20 protein-coding genes are annotated in these 22216 nt (G+C 29.4%); 1 reads left to right on the top strand and 19 read right to left on the bottom strand.

The annotated features are described in order from the left end of the window. Nucleotides 1-63: 63 nt before the first annotated feature. The 18 genes from JOC62_RS03500 to JOC62_RS03415 all read right to left on the bottom strand — a co-directional run bounded on the left by JOC62_RS03500 (nt 64) and on the right by JOC62_RS03415 (nt 19427). A complete protein-coding gene (locus tag JOC62_RS03500) occupies nt 64-765 on the bottom strand; it encodes a diacylglycerol kinase (protein WP_204593778.1) in 702 nt (233 codons plus the stop codon). A 20-nt stretch (nt 766-785) separates the two neighbouring features. Then, nucleotides 786-1286: an rRNA maturation RNase YbeY gene (gene ybeY / locus JOC62_RS03495; protein WP_204593777.1), complete on the bottom strand. Its 501-nt coding sequence runs from the start codon at nt 1284-1286 to the stop codon at nt 786-788. 65 nt (nt 1287-1351) lie between these two features. Next, nucleotides 1352-3418 (bottom strand): HD family phosphohydrolase, encoded by a 2067-nt coding sequence (locus JOC62_RS03490; protein WP_204593776.1) that lies wholly within the window; start codon nt 3416-3418, stop codon nt 1352-1354. Between the two features lie 38 nt (nt 3419-3456). Beyond that, on the bottom strand, nt 3457-4578 hold the full coding sequence (gene yqfD, locus JOC62_RS03485) for a sporulation protein YqfD (RefSeq protein ID WP_204593775.1): 1122 nt from the start codon (nt 4576-4578) through the stop codon (nt 3457-3459). Then, nucleotides 4578-4862 carry a sporulation protein YqfC gene (gene yqfC, locus JOC62_RS03480; protein WP_307494979.1) on the bottom strand — a complete coding sequence of 95 codons (285 nt, stop codon included), beginning with the start codon at nt 4860-4862 and terminating at the stop codon, nt 4578-4580. Before yqfC ends, yqfD begins: the two co-directional genes overlap by 1 nt. Before the next feature lie 173 nt (nt 4863-5035). Then, complete coding sequence (locus JOC62_RS03475) at nt 5036-5488, bottom strand: GatB/YqeY domain-containing protein (RefSeq protein WP_204593773.1); 453 nt, start codon at nt 5486-5488, stop codon at nt 5036-5038. 23 nt (nt 5489-5511) lie between these two features. Continuing rightward, a complete protein-coding gene (gene rpsU, locus JOC62_RS03470) occupies nt 5512-5688 on the bottom strand; it encodes a 30S ribosomal protein S21 (protein WP_008429643.1) in 177 nt (58 codons plus the stop codon). 117 nt (nt 5689-5805) lie between these two features. Continuing rightward, the gene (locus JOC62_RS03465; RefSeq protein WP_204593772.1) at nt 5806-6150 is read right to left on the bottom strand and encodes a histidine triad nucleotide-binding protein; all 345 of its coding nucleotides are present in this window, start codon (nt 6148-6150) and stop codon (nt 5806-5808) included. A 33-nt stretch (nt 6151-6183) separates the two neighbouring features. After that, entirely contained in the window at nt 6184-7491 is a 1308-nt protein-coding gene (gene mtaB, locus JOC62_RS03460; RefSeq protein WP_204593771.1) for a tRNA (N(6)-L-threonylcarbamoyladenosine(37)-C(2))-methylthiotransferase MtaB, read from the bottom strand. After that, complete coding sequence (locus tag JOC62_RS03455; RefSeq protein WP_204593770.1) at nt 7491-8240, bottom strand: 16S rRNA (uracil(1498)-N(3))-methyltransferase; 750 nt, start codon at nt 8238-8240, stop codon at nt 7491-7493. Before JOC62_RS03455 ends, mtaB begins: the two co-directional genes overlap by 1 nt. An 18-nt stretch (nt 8241-8258) precedes the next feature. After that, complete coding sequence (gene prmA, locus JOC62_RS03450) at nt 8259-9200, bottom strand: 50S ribosomal protein L11 methyltransferase (RefSeq protein WP_204593833.1); 942 nt, start codon at nt 9198-9200, stop codon at nt 8259-8261. Nucleotides 9201-9411: 211 nt separating this feature from the next. Further along, nucleotides 9412-10257: a carbohydrate ABC transporter permease gene (locus JOC62_RS03445; protein WP_204593769.1), complete on the bottom strand. Its 846-nt coding sequence runs from the start codon at nt 10255-10257 to the stop codon at nt 9412-9414. Between the two features lie 17 nt (nt 10258-10274). After that, complete coding sequence (locus tag JOC62_RS03440) at nt 10275-11156, bottom strand: carbohydrate ABC transporter permease (RefSeq protein ID WP_221861405.1); 882 nt, start codon at nt 11154-11156, stop codon at nt 10275-10277. A 76-nt stretch (nt 11157-11232) separates the two neighbouring features. Next, entirely contained in the window at nt 11233-12588 is a 1356-nt protein-coding gene (locus JOC62_RS03435; RefSeq protein ID WP_204593768.1) for a carbohydrate ABC transporter substrate-binding protein, read from the bottom strand. A 123-nt stretch (nt 12589-12711) separates the two neighbouring features. Then, nucleotides 12712-14280 (bottom strand): response regulator transcription factor, encoded by a 1569-nt coding sequence (locus JOC62_RS03430; protein WP_204593767.1) that lies wholly within the window; start codon nt 14278-14280, stop codon nt 12712-12714. Beyond that, nucleotides 14273-15994: a cache domain-containing sensor histidine kinase gene (locus JOC62_RS03425; RefSeq protein WP_204593766.1), complete on the bottom strand. Its 1722-nt coding sequence runs from the start codon at nt 15992-15994 to the stop codon at nt 14273-14275. The genes JOC62_RS03430 and JOC62_RS03425 overlap by 8 nt, the downstream gene beginning before the upstream one ends. Before the next feature lie 134 nt (nt 15995-16128). Beyond that, a complete protein-coding gene (gene gnpA / locus JOC62_RS03420; protein ID WP_204593765.1) occupies nt 16129-18285 on the bottom strand; it encodes a 1,3-beta-galactosyl-N-acetylhexosamine phosphorylase in 2157 nt (718 codons plus the stop codon). Between the two features lie 182 nt (nt 18286-18467). Continuing rightward, nucleotides 18468-19427, bottom strand: a complete 960-nt coding sequence (locus JOC62_RS03415; protein WP_204593764.1) for a BadF/BadG/BcrA/BcrD ATPase family protein — start codon at nt 19425-19427, stop codon at nt 18468-18470. 324 nt (nt 19428-19751) lie between these two features. Between JOC62_RS03415 and JOC62_RS03410 the strand changes: the two genes are divergently transcribed. Next, nucleotides 19752-20855, top strand: coding sequence for an ABC transporter ATP-binding protein (locus JOC62_RS03410; RefSeq protein ID WP_204593763.1), 1104 nt, complete (start codon nt 19752-19754; stop codon nt 20853-20855). Nucleotides 20856-20970: 115 nt separating this feature from the next. Here the strand turns inward: JOC62_RS03410 and dnaJ are convergent, their stop codons facing one another. Continuing rightward, nucleotides 20971-22110 (bottom strand): molecular chaperone DnaJ, encoded by a 1140-nt coding sequence (dnaJ, locus tag JOC62_RS03405; protein WP_204593762.1) that lies wholly within the window; start codon nt 22108-22110, stop codon nt 20971-20973. Nucleotides 22111-22216: the final 106 nt, after the last annotated feature.

Here is a 22216-nt window from a genome sequence, read left to right as displayed (position 1 = left end):
CTTATTATGTGCTATTTATTATATCACTAATACTTAATTAAAAAAAGTTTTATGTCTAAAGGTTTATAATTTAAAAATGGTAAATATAAGTAATGTTATTAAAATACCAAATAGAGCACCTACAATAACCTCAAAAGTTGAATGAACTTCAGAGTCTACTCTGCTCTGTGCTGTTATTATCGCCATAATAAAACTAAGTATAATACATATAGGCTCTTCTGTTATTAAGGATATAGCCGTAGCTAATGAAAAAGCTAGTGCACTATGTCCACTTGGCATGCCTCCCTTTAGTGGTGTACCTTCTCCGAATATTGCCTTTACTATTATTGTTACTATACAAACAATAACTAGTACAATAAATATAGTATATGGCTCAGATCCTTTTATTTTATGAAGTAATATAAGAGATAAATTAGATAATTTATCCCAAAATATAATATACCCAACTACAACTGCATTTATAGCCGTTAAAAGTACTGCTCCCGCCGCTACATTTTTAGAAATTTTAGCAAGGGGATGATAATGCTTAATATTCATGTCAACCACTGCCTCTATTGCAGTATTTAAAAGTTCTGCTCCAATTACCATAGTTATAGTTACAGCAAGTATTAAAAATTCACTTTTTGAAACATCAAAACAAAGACATGCTATTAACACTAGCAAAGTTAACACCATATGTATCTTCATGTTCCTTTGAGTCCTAACAGTATAAATTATTCCATCTATAGCATTATTAAAGCTATCAACAATCTTTTTTAATCTCATAAAAAGTCACCCTTATTTTTTTATCTTGTAATATCTAATTTCCCAAGTATTTCTTCTTCTCTTCTTCTCATTATTTTTTTGTCTTCATCCTCCATATGGTCATATCCTAGAAGATGTAATACCGAATGTACTACTAAATAACAAGCTTCTCTTTCGAAGGAGTGATTATACTCTTTACTTTGTTCTAATGTTCTTTCTAATGATAACACTATATCACCTAAAACTAACTCTTCGCCATCCATAAATGTTGCATCAAAGTTATTACCTTTATACATTTCTTTAAAAACTTTTTTATTATCATAATCTAACATTGGAAATGAAAGTACATCTGTTGCTCTATCTACCCCTCTCGTCTCATTGTTTATATCTCTTATTTCTTCATTATCTACAAAAAGCATAGATATTTCACAATCAATATAGACTTCTTCTTCTTTTAAAGCAAACTCTATAACACTTTCAAGTTTTTTAATAAATTCATCTGTTACTTCTATTTTATCCTGTCTGTTATCTACATAAATCATATAAATTCTCCTTATTAATTTAATTATAAATTAAATTATGGGGAGTATCGCTCTCCCCATAAAAATTAACTATTTTTAATCTTCTTCTCTGTTGGATACTCTATTCTTTGATGATAAATACCATATAGAGCCTTAAGAAAACACTTACGTATCTTCTCTAAATCTTTTAGTGTTAAATCACAATTGTCTAACTGTCCTGAGTAAAGCTTATCCTTAATAATATTATTAACCATTTCTTCTATTTTGCCTTTAGTCGGCTCAGAAATAGATCTAACTGCGGCTTCTACACTATCTGATAGCATTATTATTCCAGCCTCTTTACTGCTTGGAATTGGTCCTGGATATCTAAAGTCCTCTTCTTTTACATCTTCAGGATTTTCCGCATTATTTTTCATAGTATAGTAAAAATATTTAACAAGTGTTGTACCATGATGTTGTTCTATTATATCTTTAATTACATCAGGTAAATTATATTCTTTCGCAAGTTCTACCCCATCTTTAACATGAGATATTATTATTAGTGTACTTAAATTAGGATTTATTTTATTATGAGGATTTTCTTTTCCTATTTGATTTTCACCAAAGAAAAATGGCCTCTTAGTCTTACCTACATCATGGAAATATGCTCCTACTCTTGCTATTACAGGATTTGCATTAATTTCTTCTGCTGCCATTTCTGCAAGATTTGCAACTAACATACTATGGTGATATGTCCCTGGTGCCTCCATTAATAATTTTTTTAGTAATGGATTATTAGGATTTGATAATTCAAGTAATTTTAATGTTGTAACAACATCAAAGCTTGATTCTAAAAATGGTAACACCCCAATAGCTAAAACCGCCGAGAATACAACTCCTACAGCTGCAAGCCCACTAAACATTAATATTTCTTTAAAATTATTTGAAAGTAATACACCAGTTGTAAATGTAAGTAGCGCACTCATTATCATCAGAGATATTGATGAATAAAATATATCATTTCTTTGTTGCATTTTTCTAAGTCCAGTAGAACCTAATATAGCATTTAGAATTCCAAGCATTATAATTTGAGGATTAAAATTGACTAGAGCTCCTATTATAATTACATTTATACTACATACAACAAGGGATAATTTATAATCAACTAATAATGATATAAGTATAGGTGCACAAGCAAGAGGAATTGCAAAAGGTGATAATCCACCTATTACCCTTGCTAAAATAAAACTAAATATATTTATTATATTCATAAGTATAATAAGCTTAGTGTTTTTATAAACTTCTTTATGATTTTTTGATATATATACATATTGTGTAAAGAAAACTACTATTGTAAATAGAGCAAGCACAGCATAAAGAATTAAGAAAGAAGTACCTCCACTTTGGTCTAGAAGTCCTAAATCTTCAAGAACAGCTATCTGTTCTGCTGTAACAGGTTCCCCTTCACTTACTATAGTTTGATTCTTTTTTATAATTACTTTAGGTACATTTTTTTGTACTTCCTTTATAAGTTCATCTGTTTTTTCTTTATCGTAGAAGAAATTCGGCTTTAATTCAGGCAAAATTAACTTTTTAAGAACTTTCTTTACATTAACTGAAGCATTCATTTCATTAATTCTTCTTTCTGTTAAATCAGTTGCCTTTTTTATACTTTGTTCGTTACCATCTTGAATATTCTCTTCATACACTTCTTTTATTATTCCGTTAACTTCAAACTTTATATCATTTAGAGTTTCTTGTGACAAAGCAAGTAATACTTTATAATCACTTTCAGATAAATTACTATTACCTAGCTTTGAAAGTTCTTTTAGCTTCTCTTTTTCATCATCAACTGTGGTATTTAAGTTTATAATTTTATTTAGAACATCATCAATGTTCTTTTCCACCTCATTTTGAATTTCACCTTTAAGAGTATACGGCTTATCAATCTTCTCCGTGGCTTCTTTAATTCTCTCTTGAGTAGCTAATTCATTCACCGTATCTCTAGGTGCTTTTATATCTACCCTTGCAATGTCTCCCTCTTTTAAATCATATTGTTTAGGTGCAATTGCAGTTATAAGTAATATATATGTTATAACAATCGTAATTGTATTTATTAAAAATCTTACATATTTCTCTTTAGGTTTAATTTCAATTTTATTTCTTCTTATCAAGTTTACCACCTTCTTATCAACTAATATATAGCCTCCTGTTATGATGCAATATCTTCTTCAACTGCAAATCTTGCAATAATTTTTATCTTTCCATCGCCAATATATTCTACATCATAATTTCTTCCTACCACTTTAGCTTCATTAGTTAGATCTTTTACAAGAAACTTTTCAAGTTTTTTAACGGATTCTTCTACTACTTCATCTTTATTTAAGTTTATTTCTTTATTTTCCATTTCATAATAAGTAACAGACTGGACTATTCCATCTTTATCTTCTATTTTATCATAGTTCTCAAAGGAATTTGTAGACTTTTTTAAGTAAATTTTCTTTCCACCTATATTTAAATAGATATCCCTATCTTTATTTCCGGTTCTCTCTAATTTTTCACCATTTATTTGAACCTCCAAACTCCTTTCATAGAATACATTAGCTATAACTACTCCTTCTGGATTCACGGCATATTTTTCTTCTCTAAGTCCATCATAAGGATATATTAATATATCACCTTTTTTTACTATATCTCCAGGCTTTACAGCAGCTGTTCCAGATTCAGTATATATTCTCTTTATCTCTCCATCTTTCTTTGCTATTATTTCATCTTCTCTTCCATCAGAAATTTCAGGCGGATTAACCTTTTCCTCAACTTTAAGCTTTAAACTTGATCCTTCCATCCTTGCTCTAACCCAAAGTATTTCTGGACTAAGATCTTCTAATTTCTTTTCAATATCATATACATTTATTTGGCTTTTACTTAATCCTTGTTTAATACCTAATCCACTAAGCATCTTTCTAACTTCGAAAGGAGATACATTCTTCTCTGTCTCTATATCAATAGCCCATATACGAGTTGAAAGTATAAATAACATAGCTAAAAATATCAATCCTCCAATTACAAAAGAAATCCTCTTTTTTAATCTAGAAAATCTTATTATAGCACCTTTTCTCTTTAATATTTTTATCTTCCCATTACACCTTTTAACAATTTTTTTTACATCATCATAATCTTCACCATATATATTCATAGTAAAGGTAGCTGCATCAATTTTTCGTATATTATCTACTCTTATATCATTTTTCCATAGTGCATTTAACATTTGTTCTGTATTTATAAGGGTTACTTCTACTGTTATTATTGTTAATTTTTTTGTTTCAAAATTCATTATACAAAATCTCCATAATTAATTGATTTAAATTTCCCACTCAAAACTATTGTTTCTGAGGCTATATATAGAATCTCAAAATTCATCCCATCTATTTTTACGATTCCCTTATTTGTTTTAACTTTTATACACTCATTTTCGAAACTCTCTATCCCCTTATGATTCTCAATCGTTATCTCGCTATCTCCCAAAACCGTTATCTTAGGTAATCCCATTATTACATCCTTAGGAAGGTCCATTTTTTCTAAAATCTCATTTTTCTTGTTTACTAAACTTTCTCTCACTAAATCCTCTCCCCACAATATTTCTATCATAGTAATTTATGATTTTTATATTGTTTTAATACCAAAAAGAAGGTGAGCTTTAATAATGCTCACCTTCTTTTAATCTAAATATATTTAATCTAAATATATTTAATCTAAGCATAACAAAAAGGACTCTTATAAGAGTCCTTTTGCTATTTATTATTTAAATAATTTTTCACTATTTGACTTACAAGTTTGCCATCAGCTTTACCAACTGTTTTTGGTCTAACTAACGCCATAACTTTTCCCATGTCTTTTATGCTATTTGCACCCGCTTCTATAGCTGATTCCTTAACGATTTGTAAGATTTCTTCTTCGCTTAATTGCTGAGGAAGGTAATTTAGCAAGATACTGATTTCAGCGTTAGCTTCATCTACTAAATCTTGTCTATTACCTTTTTCAAACTCAAGCACAGCTTCTCTTCTTTGCTTGACTTCTCTCGCTAATATCTCAATTACTTGACTATCATCTACAGGTTTACTATCTGTTTTTTCAACTAGTAAAATTGCAGCTTTAGCAGTACTTAATACATTAGCCTTAAACTTGTCTTTTGCCTTTAAAGCAGTTTTCCAATCTTCTTGAAGTCTCTCTTTAATTGTTGGCATTTTCTATACCTTCTTTCAAAATACTACTTGAACTTTCTCTTTCTAGCAGCTTCTGATTTCTTTTTCTTCTTTACGCTTGGCTTTTCGTAATGTTCTCTCTTTCTAACTTCTGAAAGAACTCCAGCTCTAGCACATTTTCTTTTAAATCTTCTTAACGCACTTTCAAGTGTTTCGTTTTCTCCAACTTTTATTTCTGACATAATTATCCCTCCCTCCGCTAGCTTAAATTATCAATTCAATCAGCTACGGGCTTAATAACACAAGCTATATTATACATTATTCATGTTAATTGTGTCAACAATTTCATGAAAGATTTTTTAGCCTGGTGGCCATTTTAATTCTCTCCCACCTAAAACGTGGAAGTGCATATGATCTACAGTTTGACCGCCTAGAACTCCACAGTTATTTACAATTCTATATCCATCTTCTGAAATACCTAGTTCACTTGTTATTTTATTTATAACTTCAAAGATGTGTGCAACTACATTTGAATTTTCTTTTGTTATGAAGTTAGCACTTTTTATATGTTCCTTAGGTATAACTAAAAAATGAACTGGAGCCTCTGGACTTATATCATAAAAAGCATATACATATTCGTCTTCGTATATCTTATTTGATGGAATTTCCCCATTAACTATTTTACAAAAAATACAGTCTGACATAAACTCACCCCCTTTAACAGAGTAGTTACTTTATTATTTTACCACTTTTCCCTCTGCATAGTCACCCTTTGATGATAAAATTTTCACTTTTATTATATCTCCAATATCATCTTTAGAAGCTCCATCTACATGAACTTTAATAAAGTTTCTAGTATATCCTTCATATATTCCTTCTTTACCTTTCACTTCTTGCTCAATTAATATACCCATTTCTCTTCCTATTAAGCTTTCAGTAACCTCGGCTTCATTTTTTTCATTAAGCTCTATTAATTTTTTACTTCTTTCTTCTTTTTTAGTTCCGTCAACTTGATCTTTCATATCTGCTGCTTTTGTTCCAGTTCTTGGACTAAACTTAAATATATGAGTTTTAGTTAATTTATTTCTCTTTAAGAATTCATATGTTTCATTAAACTCTTCATCAGTTTCTCCTGGGAATCCAACGATAACATCTGTTGTTATTGACGCATCTTCTAGAGTATCTCTTAATACATTAACTATTCTCTCATATTCTGCTGCTGTATATCTTCTATTCATTCTCTTTAATGTAGCATCACATCCACTTTGTAATGATAAATGGAATTGTGGACAAAGTTTTTTCATATTCTTAATTTTCTCTACAACATCATCTGTGAAAAATGCTGGTTCTATAGAGCCTATTCTAACTCTTTCTATTCCATCAATTTTCTCTATCTCTTCAAGCAATGTAACTAAATTAACATTACCTTCTAAGTCTAATCCATAAGAGGCTGTATGAATTCCTGATAATATCACTTCTTTAAACCCATGGGCTGCAAGTTGTTTTATTTCTTCAAGAACGCTATTAAAGTCTTTTGAACAAACAGCTCCTCTTGTATATGGTATTAAACAATATGCACAGAATCTATTACATCCATCTTGTATTTTTAAGAATGCTCTAGTTTTATCTCTATAATCTTCTATCTTTAATTGTTCAAAATTCTTATTTCTAAGTACTCCACCAACTTCTATTTGTGGTTTTTTCTCATCTATAGCTTTATTTACGTAATAAACTACTTCTCCCTTGTTTCTACTTCCAAGAACAACATCTACTCCTTCTATTCCTGAAACTTCTTTAGGAGCGATTTGTGAATAACATCCAACTACTGCAATTATAGCCTCTGGATTTAATCTTCTTGCTCTACCTATTATTTGTCTTGATTTTTTATCTCCCATATTTGTAACTGAACATGTATTTACAACATATACATCTGCAATTTCTGTAAAGTCTACAACTTCATATCCTTCTCTTACAAACTTTTCAGTCATAGCTTCTGATTCATACATATTTACTCTACATCCTAATGTAGCAAATGCAACTTTCATTAAATTATTCCTCCTAGATCTCCTAACTCATATTGAATTAATGAAGTGGCTACAAAGCCAGCTGTTTCTGTTCTAAGTATTCTTTTACCTAAAGTTATTATATAAGCTCCAGCATCCTTCAATCTTTCAATTTCACTCTCTTCAAATCCACCTTCTGGACCTACTATTATACAAACTCTTCTTATATTTTCTTTATCTATATCTTTCATAAGTGCTTTAATTCCATAGTCCTCTTTATTTTCATATGGAACTAAAATTAAGTCAAAGGTATTTATTTCATTTATTAATTCATCAATTCCAATTGGGCTTAAAACTTCTGGAATTACACTTCTTTTACTTTGCTTACAAGCTTCAAGTGCTATTCTATTTAATCTATCTAATTTTTTAAAATCACCCTTAAGCTTTACATCTACCCTTTCAGTTATAAGTGGAATAAATTTACTTACTCCAAGTTCTGTACCCTTTTGAACTATTAAGTCCATCTTTTGAGCTTTCGGCATTCCTTGAAATAATACTATTTCAACATCACTTTCGTTATTTATATCTAGCTTTTCAATTATATCTAATGTAACCTCACTCTTTGTTACTTCATTTATTTTAGCTAAATATTCTACACCAGCGCAGTCATTTAAAACTACCTCTTCACCTTCAGCTAGTCTTAAAACTTTATAAATATGTTTTACATCTTCCCCCACTATTTTCCCTTTATTATCAAATATATAGTTTGATGGGGTAAAAAACTTATGCATTTACTCTTCACCTAACCTTTATTTTGCTTTTGCTATAATACAGTTCCATTCTCCATCTTTGTTAACTTTAATAATTTCAAAGCCTGCTTCTTCTAATTTATCAGTAACCATACTTACTCTTTCATGTATAATACCTGATGTTATGAACATTCCACCGCTTTTCAGCACTCTCTTAACATCATCAATTAGTATGCATATTACTTCAGCAATAATATTTGCAACAACTATATCAGCTTTTCCTTCTATTACTTCAACTAGATTTCCATAAAGTATTTCTATATTATCTAAATCATTATATCCTACATTTTCTTTAGCAGATTCTACTGCAACCGGATCTAAGTCAACACCTACAGCTTTCTTAGCACCAAGTTTAGCTGCTGCTATTGCAAGTATCCCTGATCCTGTACCAACATCGAATACAGTACTATCTTTTTCAACATATTTTTCTAAGGCCTGAATGCACATTTTTGTTGTTTCATGATCGCCTGTTCCAAATGCCATACCTGGATCTAATTCTACTACTAGTTCCCCTTCGCTTTCTTTGTATTCTTCCCATATTGGTTTAACAACAATATGTTCTCCAACTTTTGAAGGCTTATAGTACTTCTTCCAATTATTTGCCCAATCTTCTTCATGAGTTTTAGTAACTTCTACTCTTCCTTCTCCAACATTGAATCCCATTTCTTTTATTTCTTGTACTTTTTCTTTTACATATGTAACAACTTCATCTATATTATCTTCCTCTGAGAAATATCCTTTAACTACAGCATACTCCCCCTTATGTTCTAAAACATTTATATCTGCAAAGTCCCAAGTTAATGGTCCTTGTTCTCTTTCTAATATATCATTAGGGTCTTCTACTGAAACTCCCTTGCAGTCTAATATATAAAAAATACCTTCTATAGGTTCAAGTGCCTCACTTGTTGTAATAACTTTTACTTCTATCCATGATCCTTCCATGAAATTCATTCCTTTCTCTTTCATTTATTAATGAACTTAATAAATAATTTTACCCTTTTTAAATGAAATCTGTCAAGAAAAGCTTAAAACCCAGATGAATATATATTCATCTGGGTTTTAGTGAAACTTTAAAATGTATCATTTATAAATCTCTCTTTAATCTTTTTTGTTAATTTAATATTGCTTTTATCTTTTATAATATATAATAATCCTACCCCTTAATTCCACCTATATTAACTCCTTCAGTTAACTTCTTATGGAATATTGAATAAACAATTATTGTTGGTACCATTACTATAACCATACCGGCAAACATTGCACCCCAATCAGTTGCAAACTTATTTACTTCCATTAAATTTTGAAGTCCTACAGGTAATGTTTTCTTTGAATCTTGAGTTATAAATGTCATTGCCATAGCATATTCATTCCAGAATCCCATGAAATTAAATATTAAAACTGTTATTATTCCAGGCTTTGCAAGAGGAACTATAACACTTGTTAATGTCCTTGTATAACCACATCCATCTATCATTGCAGCTTCTTCATAATCTTTAGGTATACTTTGCATAAATCCTATTAATATATAAATTGAAAATGGTAATTGTAAAACTGCATAAACTAAACTTAGTGCTACTCTATTATTTAATAAAGTTAAATCACTCATTATTAAAAATAATGGTACTATTATATATACTGATTGTATAAATAATCCCGCCATATATGAATTCTTTAAGAAGTTTGATCCTATAAATTTATATCTAGATAGTACATAAGCTGATGGTACTGCAAGTATCATTAAAAAAGCTAATGCTAGTAATGTTACTATTATTGAATTTATAAAATAATCTCCCATATTTGCTTTAGTAAAAGCATTTGTATAATTTTCAAATTTTAATGTTTCCGGTAGTGCCCATGGTGCAGTAGTAAATTCACTTGGTGATTTTAGTGAAGATAAAACTGTCCAAATTAAAGGAACAATAACAAGCAAGCTTCCGAAAATCAATACTATTCTCAATGTCCAATTTTTAATTTTTTCGCCTTTATTTTCAACTCTCATAGCTATTCTCCTCTCTTTTATGCTTCACTCTTTTTTGTTATTCTATTTAAAATAAGTGCAAGTCCAACTGCCATAATAAATATTACGACCCCTATAGCCATTGCATAACCATAGTTAGAATTAACAAAAGCTTGCTTGTACATGTAAGTTAGCAATACTTCTGAACCACCATCTGGACCTCCTCCAGTCATTACATTTACAAATATAAAACTTAAATTAAATACTCCAGTTATAAAGAATACTAAAGTAACTCTTACAATTTCCCAAATCATTGGTAATGTAACATATCTAAATCTTTGCCAAAAAGTAGCTCCCTCTATATCTGCCACTTCATAAAGTTCTGGTGGAATTCCATCAAGACCTGCCATGTATATTACCATATAATATCCTACCGCTTGCCACACCATTGCCATCGCAAGTGCCCATAATACAGTTTTAGGATCTCCAAGCCAAACTAGCTGAAGAGACTCTAGCCCAAGCATTTCAAAGAAAGAATTTAATATACCAATTGAAGGATCATAAATGTATGTAAATAGGACCCCTATTACAACCATAGATAAAACATTTGGGAAGAAGAAAACTAATCTATAAAAATTCTTTTCTTTAAGTTTTCCTTGTGTTAAGAAGATTGCTAACAATAATGAAAAAACTATTGTTATACTTGGGAATACTAAAAGTAAAAATCCTGTATTTTTTAAAGATTTTATAAAATATTCATCTGTAAAGAGAGTTTTAAAGTTATCAAAGCCTATAAAAGTTGCATTATCTGATAATCCTCCCCAGCTATATAAAGACATACTAAATCCTTTTATTATTGGGTACACCATAAATAAACAAAACAATACTAATGCAGGAATTATGCACCACGCTATAAATACTTTCTTTTTATTATTTTTCACGTATCTCACTTCCAATGCTATATATTTAGTAATGGTTGGGTTTTACCCCAACCATTATCCATTATTTTAATATTTATTATTTTTTTAATGCTTCACGAAGTTTTGCATCTGCTTTTTCAAGCTTATCAGCCCACTCTTTAGCTGTTAACTTCTTATTCATGATTGAAGCCATTGGATTGTACACTTCATCAGCGATATTAACTTCAGTTCCAGTTACTGTCTTGAAGTCAACAGTTATTGGTTTAACGCCATCTTCAAATATTTTGAAGCACTCATAGTTTGATTGATTTAATTTTTCTTTAGCAAATTCTAAACCTTTTTTAACTGGTACAACTGCACCTGATAATTCAGAGTTCGATTTAACATTTTCATCTTTATATTGGAATGCTAAGAATTTCTTTGCTAATTCCTTATTCTTAGCAACTTTTGGAATATACATTTGTTCTATCATAGTAGTTGCATATTGAGTATCTCCATCCTTAAATACAGGAGGAGCCATAAATCCAAATGAGAAACCTTCTTTTGGAATTGTGTTTTTCATTTCATCTTCAAACCAGTTTCCATTTGGTATAAATAAAGCTTTTCCATCTAAGAATGCTTGTTGTGCTGCTGTATGGCTCATACCAACTGTTCCTTTTAATAAATAATCATCTTTTCCTATCTTTTCAAATGCTTCTAAAGCTTTTTTAGCTCCTTCACTATTCCAAGCTCCTTCTTCATAATTAAATACTGCTTTTAAGTCTTTTTCTCCACCAGCTGATGCAATCATTGGCCATATCATAGCTTCATTATATGATGGATTTAAACCTTGGTAAGTAAATAATGATTTTCCATCAGCTTTAGCTTTATCACCTAAAGCAAAGAATTCATCCCAAGTTTTTGGTGCTTTATATCCTTTATCTTCAAAGTAAGTTTTGTTATACCACATACCTGTTACATTATAGTAAAGTGGTGCTAAATATACCTTTCCATCTCCATATGGGGCTGTAAGTGAAGTATCTAAGAATCCATCTAAAATTTTATCTTTAAGCTTTCCGCCTCCGTCTGGATCTTCACCTTCAAATACATCTGATATATCTTCTAGTGCATTATCTTTTATTAAAGATGTAGCTAATCCAGATTTATCAGTTGATCCTAAGTATATAAAATCTGGTGCATCTCCTGATGCTATTCTTGGTCTTATTATTTCACCAATCTTTGGATTGGCTTCAACATTAACTTTAACCCCTGGATTTTCTTCTTCAAACTTTTTACTAATCTCTTTCCAATACTCTGAACCATGTCCGCCTTCAAATACTGCAATATTTAATACTTGTTCTTCTCCAGGTTTTGAATCTGTTTCTGTAGTTTTGTTTCCACAACCTGCAAACATTGATAGACCCACAGTTGTCGCTGCTAAAAGAGTTAGCATCTTAATACTTCTCTTCTTCATTTTTTCTCCCCCTTAAATACTTTTTATATTTACTTTATAATTACCTTACAACTAAATATTACCATTAATCGTTTTCACTTAATATAAACGCTATTTACAATAATATGGAATATTTTTACGTAATTATTTGTAACATTTTTTCTTAAATTCACTAGGATTTATACCATAAAATTTTTTGAATAATTTATTGAAATAAAACTGGTCATCAATCCCTACCATTAAGGAGGCTTCCTTTATCATAATAGATTTATTTGAAAGAAGTTCTAGTGCTCTATTCATCTTTCTTTCATTAATAAAATAAGTAATATTTTTACCTGTTTCATTCTTAAAAATTCTACTTAAATAACTTTCATTCATATTTATAGTTTTAGATAGCATTTTTAAAGAAATCTTTCTTTCTATGTTTTTATCTATATAATTTATAATATCTTCAATTTCTTTCCTATAAGCTCTATTATTTGCATCATTTATCCAATTTTCTATATTTTTAAACTCTTCTCTTAGAAAACTCTTAAGAATAAGTATATCTTTACTACTTTCAATAGCTTTTCTTATATAATTAAATTTATCTACATTTTTGAATCCTTTTTGCAATTCATTTCCTTCTATATTGGCAAGAATAAATATAAATAATTCTTTTACATACTTAGGATTAGCTTCTTCCTTTATTACATAATCAATTATTTTATCTACCAAACAGGAATTATTGCTAAACTCTCTTTCACGTACATTTTTTACAATTTCCATTGGATATTTTATTTTTGTATAATCAATATATTTAAAATTCGGCATTGTTGAACAATCTATAACAGATTCTTCCCCTAAATAAAATCTCCATTGGAATAAATCTACTATCTCATCAAAACAATTTCTAAAACTTTTTTTCCCAACATATTCTTTAGATACTGCAATTGACATAGTTATATTTAAATATTGTTTTATATTCTTTATAATGGTGCTGTTTATATTAATTAAATTATTTTTTTCACTATTATTAAATATAATTATTCCACTATGATTATTTATAAATATTAATTTATAATTTATATCCTTATATATAGTTTCATCTATAATATTTTCTATATTTTTTTTAAGGTTCGTATGCTCTTTTATTTTTTCTTTATAAATTTTATCTATATTATCTACTTTAAAGTAGCTAACATTAAAACCCTTATCTAGTATTTTAAACTCTTTATTATCAATACACTTTAAAAATTCTTTTTCATCAATTTCTTCGTGTTTTGTCATAAGAAGTAAATTCTTTTTTAAGTCTTCAATATCAAAATTTTCTATACTTTTACATTTTAAATTATTAAACTCTATCTCCTTACTCACTTGATTTATTATACCCTCAATATCTTTACCTTCAATAGTAACCTTTAACAAATAATCAAAGGCTCCTTCTTTCATCGCCATTCTTACTAAGTCATAATCTCCATGATTACTTAAAACAATAACTTTACTTTGTATATTTCGTCTCTTAACCTCTTTTATAAGTTCTATTCCATCTAAATTAGGCATTTTTAAATCAGTTATTATTATATCTGGTATATCTTCATCAATAACTTTTAATGCTTCAACACCATCTTTTTCATATCCAATAACTTCACAATTAAGTTCTTTCCAATTTACTATATTCCTCATAGCTATTCTAATTAACTTTTCATCATCTACGACTAAAACCTTAAGCATTTAATTCCCCTCCATCTTTATTTACCGGTAGCATTATCTTAACTTCTGTTCCCTTATCAATCTCACTTTTTAATTCCACTGTATATTCCTTGCCATAAGTTAATTTAATTCTTTCACAGACGTTTTTATATCCAACCCCAGATAATTTCCCCTCTTTTTTTTCTTTATGCTTATGTTGATTAAAACCCTTGCCATTATCTTTTATAAGTATTTCTAGTATATTATTCCTTTCTGATATTATAATATCTATTTTTTGATTATCCTTATCCTCATCAAAGCCATGAAGTATAGAGTTCTCTATTATAGGCTGAAGTATAAACTTAATTATTTTATAATTATAAAATTCCTCTTCTATATGATAATCAACTTCAAAAGAATCTCCATATCTAAGTTTTTGTATTACTATATAACTTTTTATATTATCTATTTCTTCTCTTATAGTTACAAATTCATTTGAGTCCACTATCGTATTTCTCAGTAGCTTTGCTAAAGCTCCAAGCCCATTTGATACTGATGTATCTTCATTCATTACCGCTATCCATTTTAATGTATTTAACGTATTAAATAAGAAATGAGGATTTATCTGAGCTTGTAGCATTTTTATCTCTGATTCGCGTTTTAGTTCTTGCTCGTACTTAATTTCATCTAACAAACTATTTATCTTAGAAATTAATCCATTAAATTGCTTTGATAATCTTCCTATTTCATCATTACTATCATCCTCTAACTTAGCATCTATACATCCACTGATTGCTCTATCCATACCTTTAACTAAATTATTTATAGGATTATATATACTTTTATAAATATAATTAGATAAAATAATTGTTAATGCTATAAAAGTTAACATATATATAAGCAAAGTCACTAATACCCCCCTTATTCTATCTAGAAAACTTTCATATGGTACTAAATTTACAACCTTCCATCCTACTTTACTTACATCTTCATAATTACCTATATACCTTGAAGAATCTATAATTGTCTTATCTCCATTTAAATCTATAATTTTTTTATAAGGAAATTTTTGTTGTCCAAATAAATATTCGTTTCTTTCATTTAGTACTATTATCGATGCTGAATTATCTAAATTTACATTTAAAAAACTTCCTCCAAAAGCCTTCTCATTTAAAGCTACAAAAATATATCCATTTACAACTTTAGTCAATGGATCTCTAATAGCTCTAGCCATTGATATAGCACCTTGTCCATCAATTTGCGTATAAAACCATATAGTTCTTCCTGGAACTTCTTGTGCTATAGCTGAATACTTTAAAACATCTTCTTTTTTAAAATACTTAAATCCTTGAGTGTACAATATAGATAAATCATTTGTAAGTATCTCAACTTCTCCAGCACTTGATAGTAAATGTAGTTTTGAATATAGAAATTCATTCATTCTATTTGCAAAATTATATTCCTCAGTAGAACTCATAATCTTAGATTTATTTAATCCCTCATAAATTAATGGTGATAACAGAACTTCATCTAATTGTTGTTCAAACTTTCCAATATTTAAATTGATATTTTCTTCAACAATATTTAACATCTCATTAGAATAATTATCTATATTTTCTTTAATAATCTTATTGCTTTCTTTATATCCTATAAAAAAAATAACTATAATTGATATTATTGGTATTATTAAAAAACCAAATATCAATCTCTTTTTTATTCCAATAGATCTAATAATATTTCTTTTAAATTTACTCATTTCCCTCCTTAAGCCCCCTTGCCGCATCATATTAATTATTATATCACCTCGATAAATTTTTTACAAAATTTACTTAATTTAAATATTTATACAAAAAAAGATAGTTATAGGTTTTCCCATAACTATCTTTTAAATTATTTGTATTCAATCCATCTCATTTCCATTGGATTAAGTTTTAATTGCTCCTTAATTTCCCCACCTATAATTAAATCTGTATTCTGTATATATCTAGTATTATTAATTACGACTACTTTTCCTAGTTCCTCAAAGGCTGCACACTCGGTATTTACGTTTGTAACATAATACTTCTTCATTTCATCTTCTCTACCTGCAACAAAATATACTGCTCTTAGAAGTAATCTACAGTTTTGTGGAGTATAGGGAAGACCTGCAAAGTAAACACTTCTTCCCTTTCCAAAAGTATTTACTACAAGATTTGAGTATTCTCTATCTTTAGATAATATCTGGTAATTATCACCTTTAGCATATACACCATCCATTCCTTCTCCGAAGTCTAACTCTTCATCTATATCTTCAAGCAAGAAATGTTTATCATTTGTATCATTATACTTTCTTGTACTCAATGAAAATCCTATTTCCTTATCTACTCCCATTACATCATCTAATTGGAAGTATCTCCCTTGATATTGACATGCTGTTGGGTCTCCAACACCTATGAAGCCTCCTCCATTATATACCCACTCTCTTATTTTACTAACTAGCTTTTCATCCATCCAGTTGTCTCCACCACTCCAAGCAGTATAAGCATCACCAGCATTTATTATTACTTTTATATCATCTGAAATCCCTCTTTCTTTTATATCATCAAAACTTATAAACTCTACATCAACTGGCATGCCACTTAAACATTCTATTACTCCAACATAAGAATAAATTTCTCTATACCATAAAGCATGTGCTACCTGATTTGTTTGCCAAGTTCTAAGTTTACCCCATGAGTTTAGCACCCCAACTTTTAATGAAGTATATGAATTTGTTCCCTTTATAGTCTCATGAATTTCTCTAAATTCATTACAAATTTTTTCAACTTCATCTACAAATTCTGGGAACTCTTTAGTTAACCCTAGATATCCACCATATCCTATTCTCTCAAGAGGTTTTCTAAGAATTGCCCTCCTAGCTTGAATCCAATTTTCTTGTCCTTCTTTAACAGGGTCTCCTCCTTCTGTAAATACATCTGGGAAGAAGTACGGAAGAAATCTACCTTCAGTATATTTAATTCCAGGTATATCACTTATCATTCTCATAGTAGCCCCATTACCTACTGATCCAACAACTGCATCAAGTCCTATACTTTCAAAATATTTTCCATAGGGTTCTGTACCTATCCAATTATCTCCTAAGAACATCATTGCCTCTTTCCCTTTTTCATGACACATATCAACCATCTTTTTTGCAAGGGATGCTACCCATTTTGATTGAAAATCTATATAGTCCTTATATTCCTTTGTTGGAACTCTAAAGGGCGAATTGTAATATCCTTCATCCACAATATCTTCTGGTCTTAATTTATAACCTTTATCTTTTTCAAAATCCTCCATAGCCTTTGGACTAACAGATGAACTGTATCCAAACCAATCAACAAACTTTTCTTTTCCTATTTCATTAAAGCATAGTGTGAAATGATGGAAAAATGTTGTAAATCGCACAACATCTATTTCTGGATTTTCATCAAGCCATTTTTCTAAAAGTTCTAGCATATGATTTTGGGATTTAGGTTGTCTACAATCATATGGAACTTCATGTGGCTTATCCCCCCAATCATTTGTTATATGATTGTACATTTGAGTAGGATCCCATATCATATAAACTAAAAAGTTTACTGTATATTTATGCCATATAACGGCCTCTTCTATTAAAACTTTTCCGTTTTCTCTATCAAAAGTCCATTTATTATTATCTAAGACTTCACCTGTTGTTCTATCTATAACTTCCCACCAAAGTTTTTCATCATGTACTTTATCTATGTCAAATTGCTCCTTAAAATATCCCTTAAGTAAATCTATCTCTATATTATTTGAAGTTGCAACAACCGGTTCTGACATTAAATAAAGTTGTTGTACCTCATCCATATTTTCTCTAATAAAATCTTGATCATTTCTAGTAGTTAGGTATGTACTATAATTTTTTACACCTAATCCTGTTATTTCTTCGCCAAGTTTTGTGCCATCACAATCTCTTATAGCATCTGCTCCCCACTTTTCTATTATATCTTTTATATAATCATTCATATTTTTATCAGTTGGTATTGTAACTCTTCCTTTTATCATAATTGATCCCCCCTAAAAGTTATTTAATTAAATTTTAATTTATAGGACTACTTATTAAAATGGTTGTTTTTTTTAGATATATATAATATTTTTACTTTCATCCATCAAATCATAATAGTAATTAAAATATCACCATAAATAAAAAAAGAAGCCCTACTTAGGCTTCCTTAAATTATTATTTTCTAATGTTTAAATCTCTCTTTATAATCTTTTGGAACCTCCTGTCCACTTAGTGTATACGCCATAAGGGCAGCTCCATGCCAAGGCTCTATTTCTGGCTCCTTAATTATACAATTTATACTATCTTCATCTAACATAACCTTTAATGGATCTAATATTAAACCTCCTGATTTAAATACTCCTCCAGTGTATGATAATATAAAGCCATCTTTTAAATTTAAAGTAGTTGATAATGATCTTATATGAAGAAACAAATTATATGCTGCTTCTTCAAATATAAAATTACATACCCTGCACCCTTCTTTTGCAGCAATTGATGCTATTCTAGCAAAGGATGCTATTTCAGTTCTTGAAAATTTCAATCTATTAAAAACAATATCCACCACTTCAAAATAATCCTTTATATCTAACTCCCTCTCCATTATATCTAATAATACTGTCTTTTCTTTTCTTCCATCCTTTTGCTTAGTATATTCATTAATAACCCTAAGAGCTATCCAATATGCACTTCCATCATCACCAATTCCTGGTCCCCATCCTCCGCATCTTGCTTCTATTCCTTCTTTATTTCTTCCATAAGCTATACTTCCAGTTCCAGAAACTATATTTATACCATCATTACATCCAGTTCCTGCTGCCCATCCTGCAACGGCATCATTTCCAACAGTATAATTTATCCCCTTAAAAATATCCCCTACTATATCATCTATAATATTCTTATCACTCTTACTTTCTCCATATCCAGGTACACCTAGAAATACATGTTCAATATCATTCTTTCTTATATTACTTTCTGATATTATAATATCTAAAGCACTTTTAAGTTCATTCCTTAAATTTATAGCTCCTATTTGATGTATATGAATTGTACCTCTTTCTACATCTTTAATTATATTAAGGTTCTCATCTACTAAAATATATCTAGTTTTAGTTCCTCCACCATCTACTCCTAAATAATACATAAATCTATCCCTCCCAAAACTTTCTTAAAGCATTACCATATTTTTTATTAATTCTATCAATAAATTTTAACTACAGTCAATGAAATTGCTATATGTTAAAAAAATAATAGTACAAGTAACTATAATTATACATATAATTCTTTTTATAAAAATTCTAAATATTATAACTACAAAAAAAGTAAATTATTTAATAATACTAGTAAAAATAATACATAGTGTTTATTTTTATACATCTTTATAATTAAACTATATTGATTGATACTACGTTTTTTAATATTTCAAAACACTAGTTAATTTATTAACTACATAAAGGAGAGTTTAATTATGGCAGGATTAGTACTGAAAAATATCGATAAAGTTTATGATAATGGTTTTAAAGCCGTTAACAATTTTAATTTAAATATTGAAGATAAAGAGTTTATAGTATTTGTAGGTCCTTCTGGGTGTGGTAAATCTACGACTCTTAGAATGATCGCAGGTCTTGAAGAAATTAGTGGTGGTGAACTTTATATAGGGAATACCTTAGTTAATGATGTTGCTCCAAAGGATAGGGATATAGCAATGGTATTCCAAAATTATGCGCTGTACCCTCATATGACAGTTTATGAAAATATGTCTTTTGGTCTTAGATTAAAGAAAATGCCTAAAGATGAAATTGATAAAAAAGTTAAGGAAGCTGCTAAGATCTTAGATATTACTCATTTATTAGACAGAAAGCCTAAAGCATTATCTGGAGGACAAAGGCAAAGAGTAGCTATGGGTAGAGCCATCGTTAGACACCCTAAAGTTTTCTTAATGGACGAGCCTCTTTCAAATCTTGATGCAAAGCTTAGAGTTCAAATGAGAATAGAAATTTCAAAACTTTACAATGATCTTGAAACTACTTTTATATATGTAACTCATGATCAAACTGAGGCTATGACACTTGGAACAAGAATTGTTGTAATGAAAGATGGTATAATTCAACAAGTAGATACTCCTAAAGAAATATATGAGAATCCTGTTAATATGTTTGTAGCTAGCTTCATTGGAAGTCCTCAAATGAACTTCTTATATGGATCTATTGATAATAAAAATGATAATTATACTATTAAAATATTTGAAAATAATATCCCTATTCCTAAGGATAAAATTAATTTACTAAATAAGTCTAAAGGAAAAGATATTATTCTAGGAATTAGACCTGAAAATATTTTTATAACTGATAATATTCCTACTGATAAGAACATGGTTAAGTTTACTGGTACTGTTGATATTTTAGAGAATCTAGGTTCTGAAACTTATATTCATTTAAAGAAAGAAGACAGACACATTATTATCAAAGCTGCTGGCGCTTTATCTTATAATAATGGAGATAAAATAACTTTTGCTTTTGATATTAATAAAATCCATGTATTTGATAAGGAGTCACAAGATACGATATTTTAAATTTTAAAATATAAACTTATTTTATCCCCGAAATATTTTTTATACGAAAAAGACATAGAATTAATTCTATGTCTTTTTCGTATAAAAAAAGACTGCTAAAAGCAGTCTTTAAGATTTATTTAAATAAATCTCTAAATCCTTTTTTGTGATGTTCTTCAGCTCCATCAACCTTTTCTCCTGATGCTTCCATAAACATCATTAAAGCTTCTTTTTGCTTTTCATTAAGCTTCTTTGGAATATCAACTATAACTTTAACGTATTGATCTCCTCTTCCACTACTATTAACTCTTGGTACACCTTTTCCTTTTAATCTAAATAAAGTTCCTGATTGAGTTCCTGATGGTACTGTATATTTAACATTACCATCAACTGTTTCAACAGTTATTTCTGTTCCAAAAGTAGCTTTTGCCATTGATATATGTGTATCTACATATATATCATTACCTTTTCTTGTGAATTTATTAGAAGGTGCAACTACTATCTTTATATAAAGATCTCCAGCTGGTCCACCATTGCTACCATGTTCACCTTGTCCTCTAAGTGGCATAACATTTCCAGTATCAACCCCTGCTGGTATATTAACTTTAATCTTTCTAGTCTTTCTAACCTTACCTTTTCCTTTACATGTTGTACATGGTTCTTCAATTATCTTACCAGTTCCATGACATTTATCACAAGTTGTTGTACTTACAAAACTTCCAAGCGGAGTTTGTCTTTGTACTCTTATTTGTCCTGAACCATGACATGATGGACATGTCTTAGGAGTTGTTCCAGGTTTAGCACCCGTTCCATTACAAGTTTCACAATTTTCGCTTCTTGTAACTGATATTTCTTTTTCTACTCCTTTTATTGCCTCTTCAAAAGTTAATCTTACTGTGTATTCTATATCAGCGCCTCTTCTTGGTCCATTACTTCTTGATGAACCACCACCACCGCCTCCAAAGAATGAGTCAAATATATCTCCGAATCCTCCCATATCTGAGAAGTCAAATCCACCAAATCCACCAGCTCCTGCTCCAAATCCACTTCCATCAAAATCAGCTGTTCCAAATTGATCATACTTAGCTTTTTTCTCTGGATCTGAAAGTACTTGATAAGCCTCATTAATTTCTTTAAATTTCTTTTCAGCTTCAGCATTTCCTTGATTTTTATCAGGATGGTATTTTATAGCTAGCTTCCTAAAGGCTTTTTTAATCTCTGAATCACTTGCACCCTTTTCTAAACCAAGGATTTCGTAATAGTCTTTTTGTGCCATCTATTTTCACCACCATATTTTTTTAAATTTCATAAACTTTACAAAAGGGAAGACGACACTTGCCTTCCCTCCCTGTATTATATAAGAGATTATAGTATATTTACAA

The sequence above is a fragment of the Clostridium sardiniense genome (assembly GCF_016907995.1).
GTDB classification, from domain to species: Bacteria; Bacillota; Clostridia; order Clostridiales; family Clostridiaceae; genus Clostridium; species Clostridium sardiniense.
The sequence above is the reverse complement of the archived record's forward strand: the minus strand, read 5'-3'. Positions and strand labels throughout refer to the sequence as shown.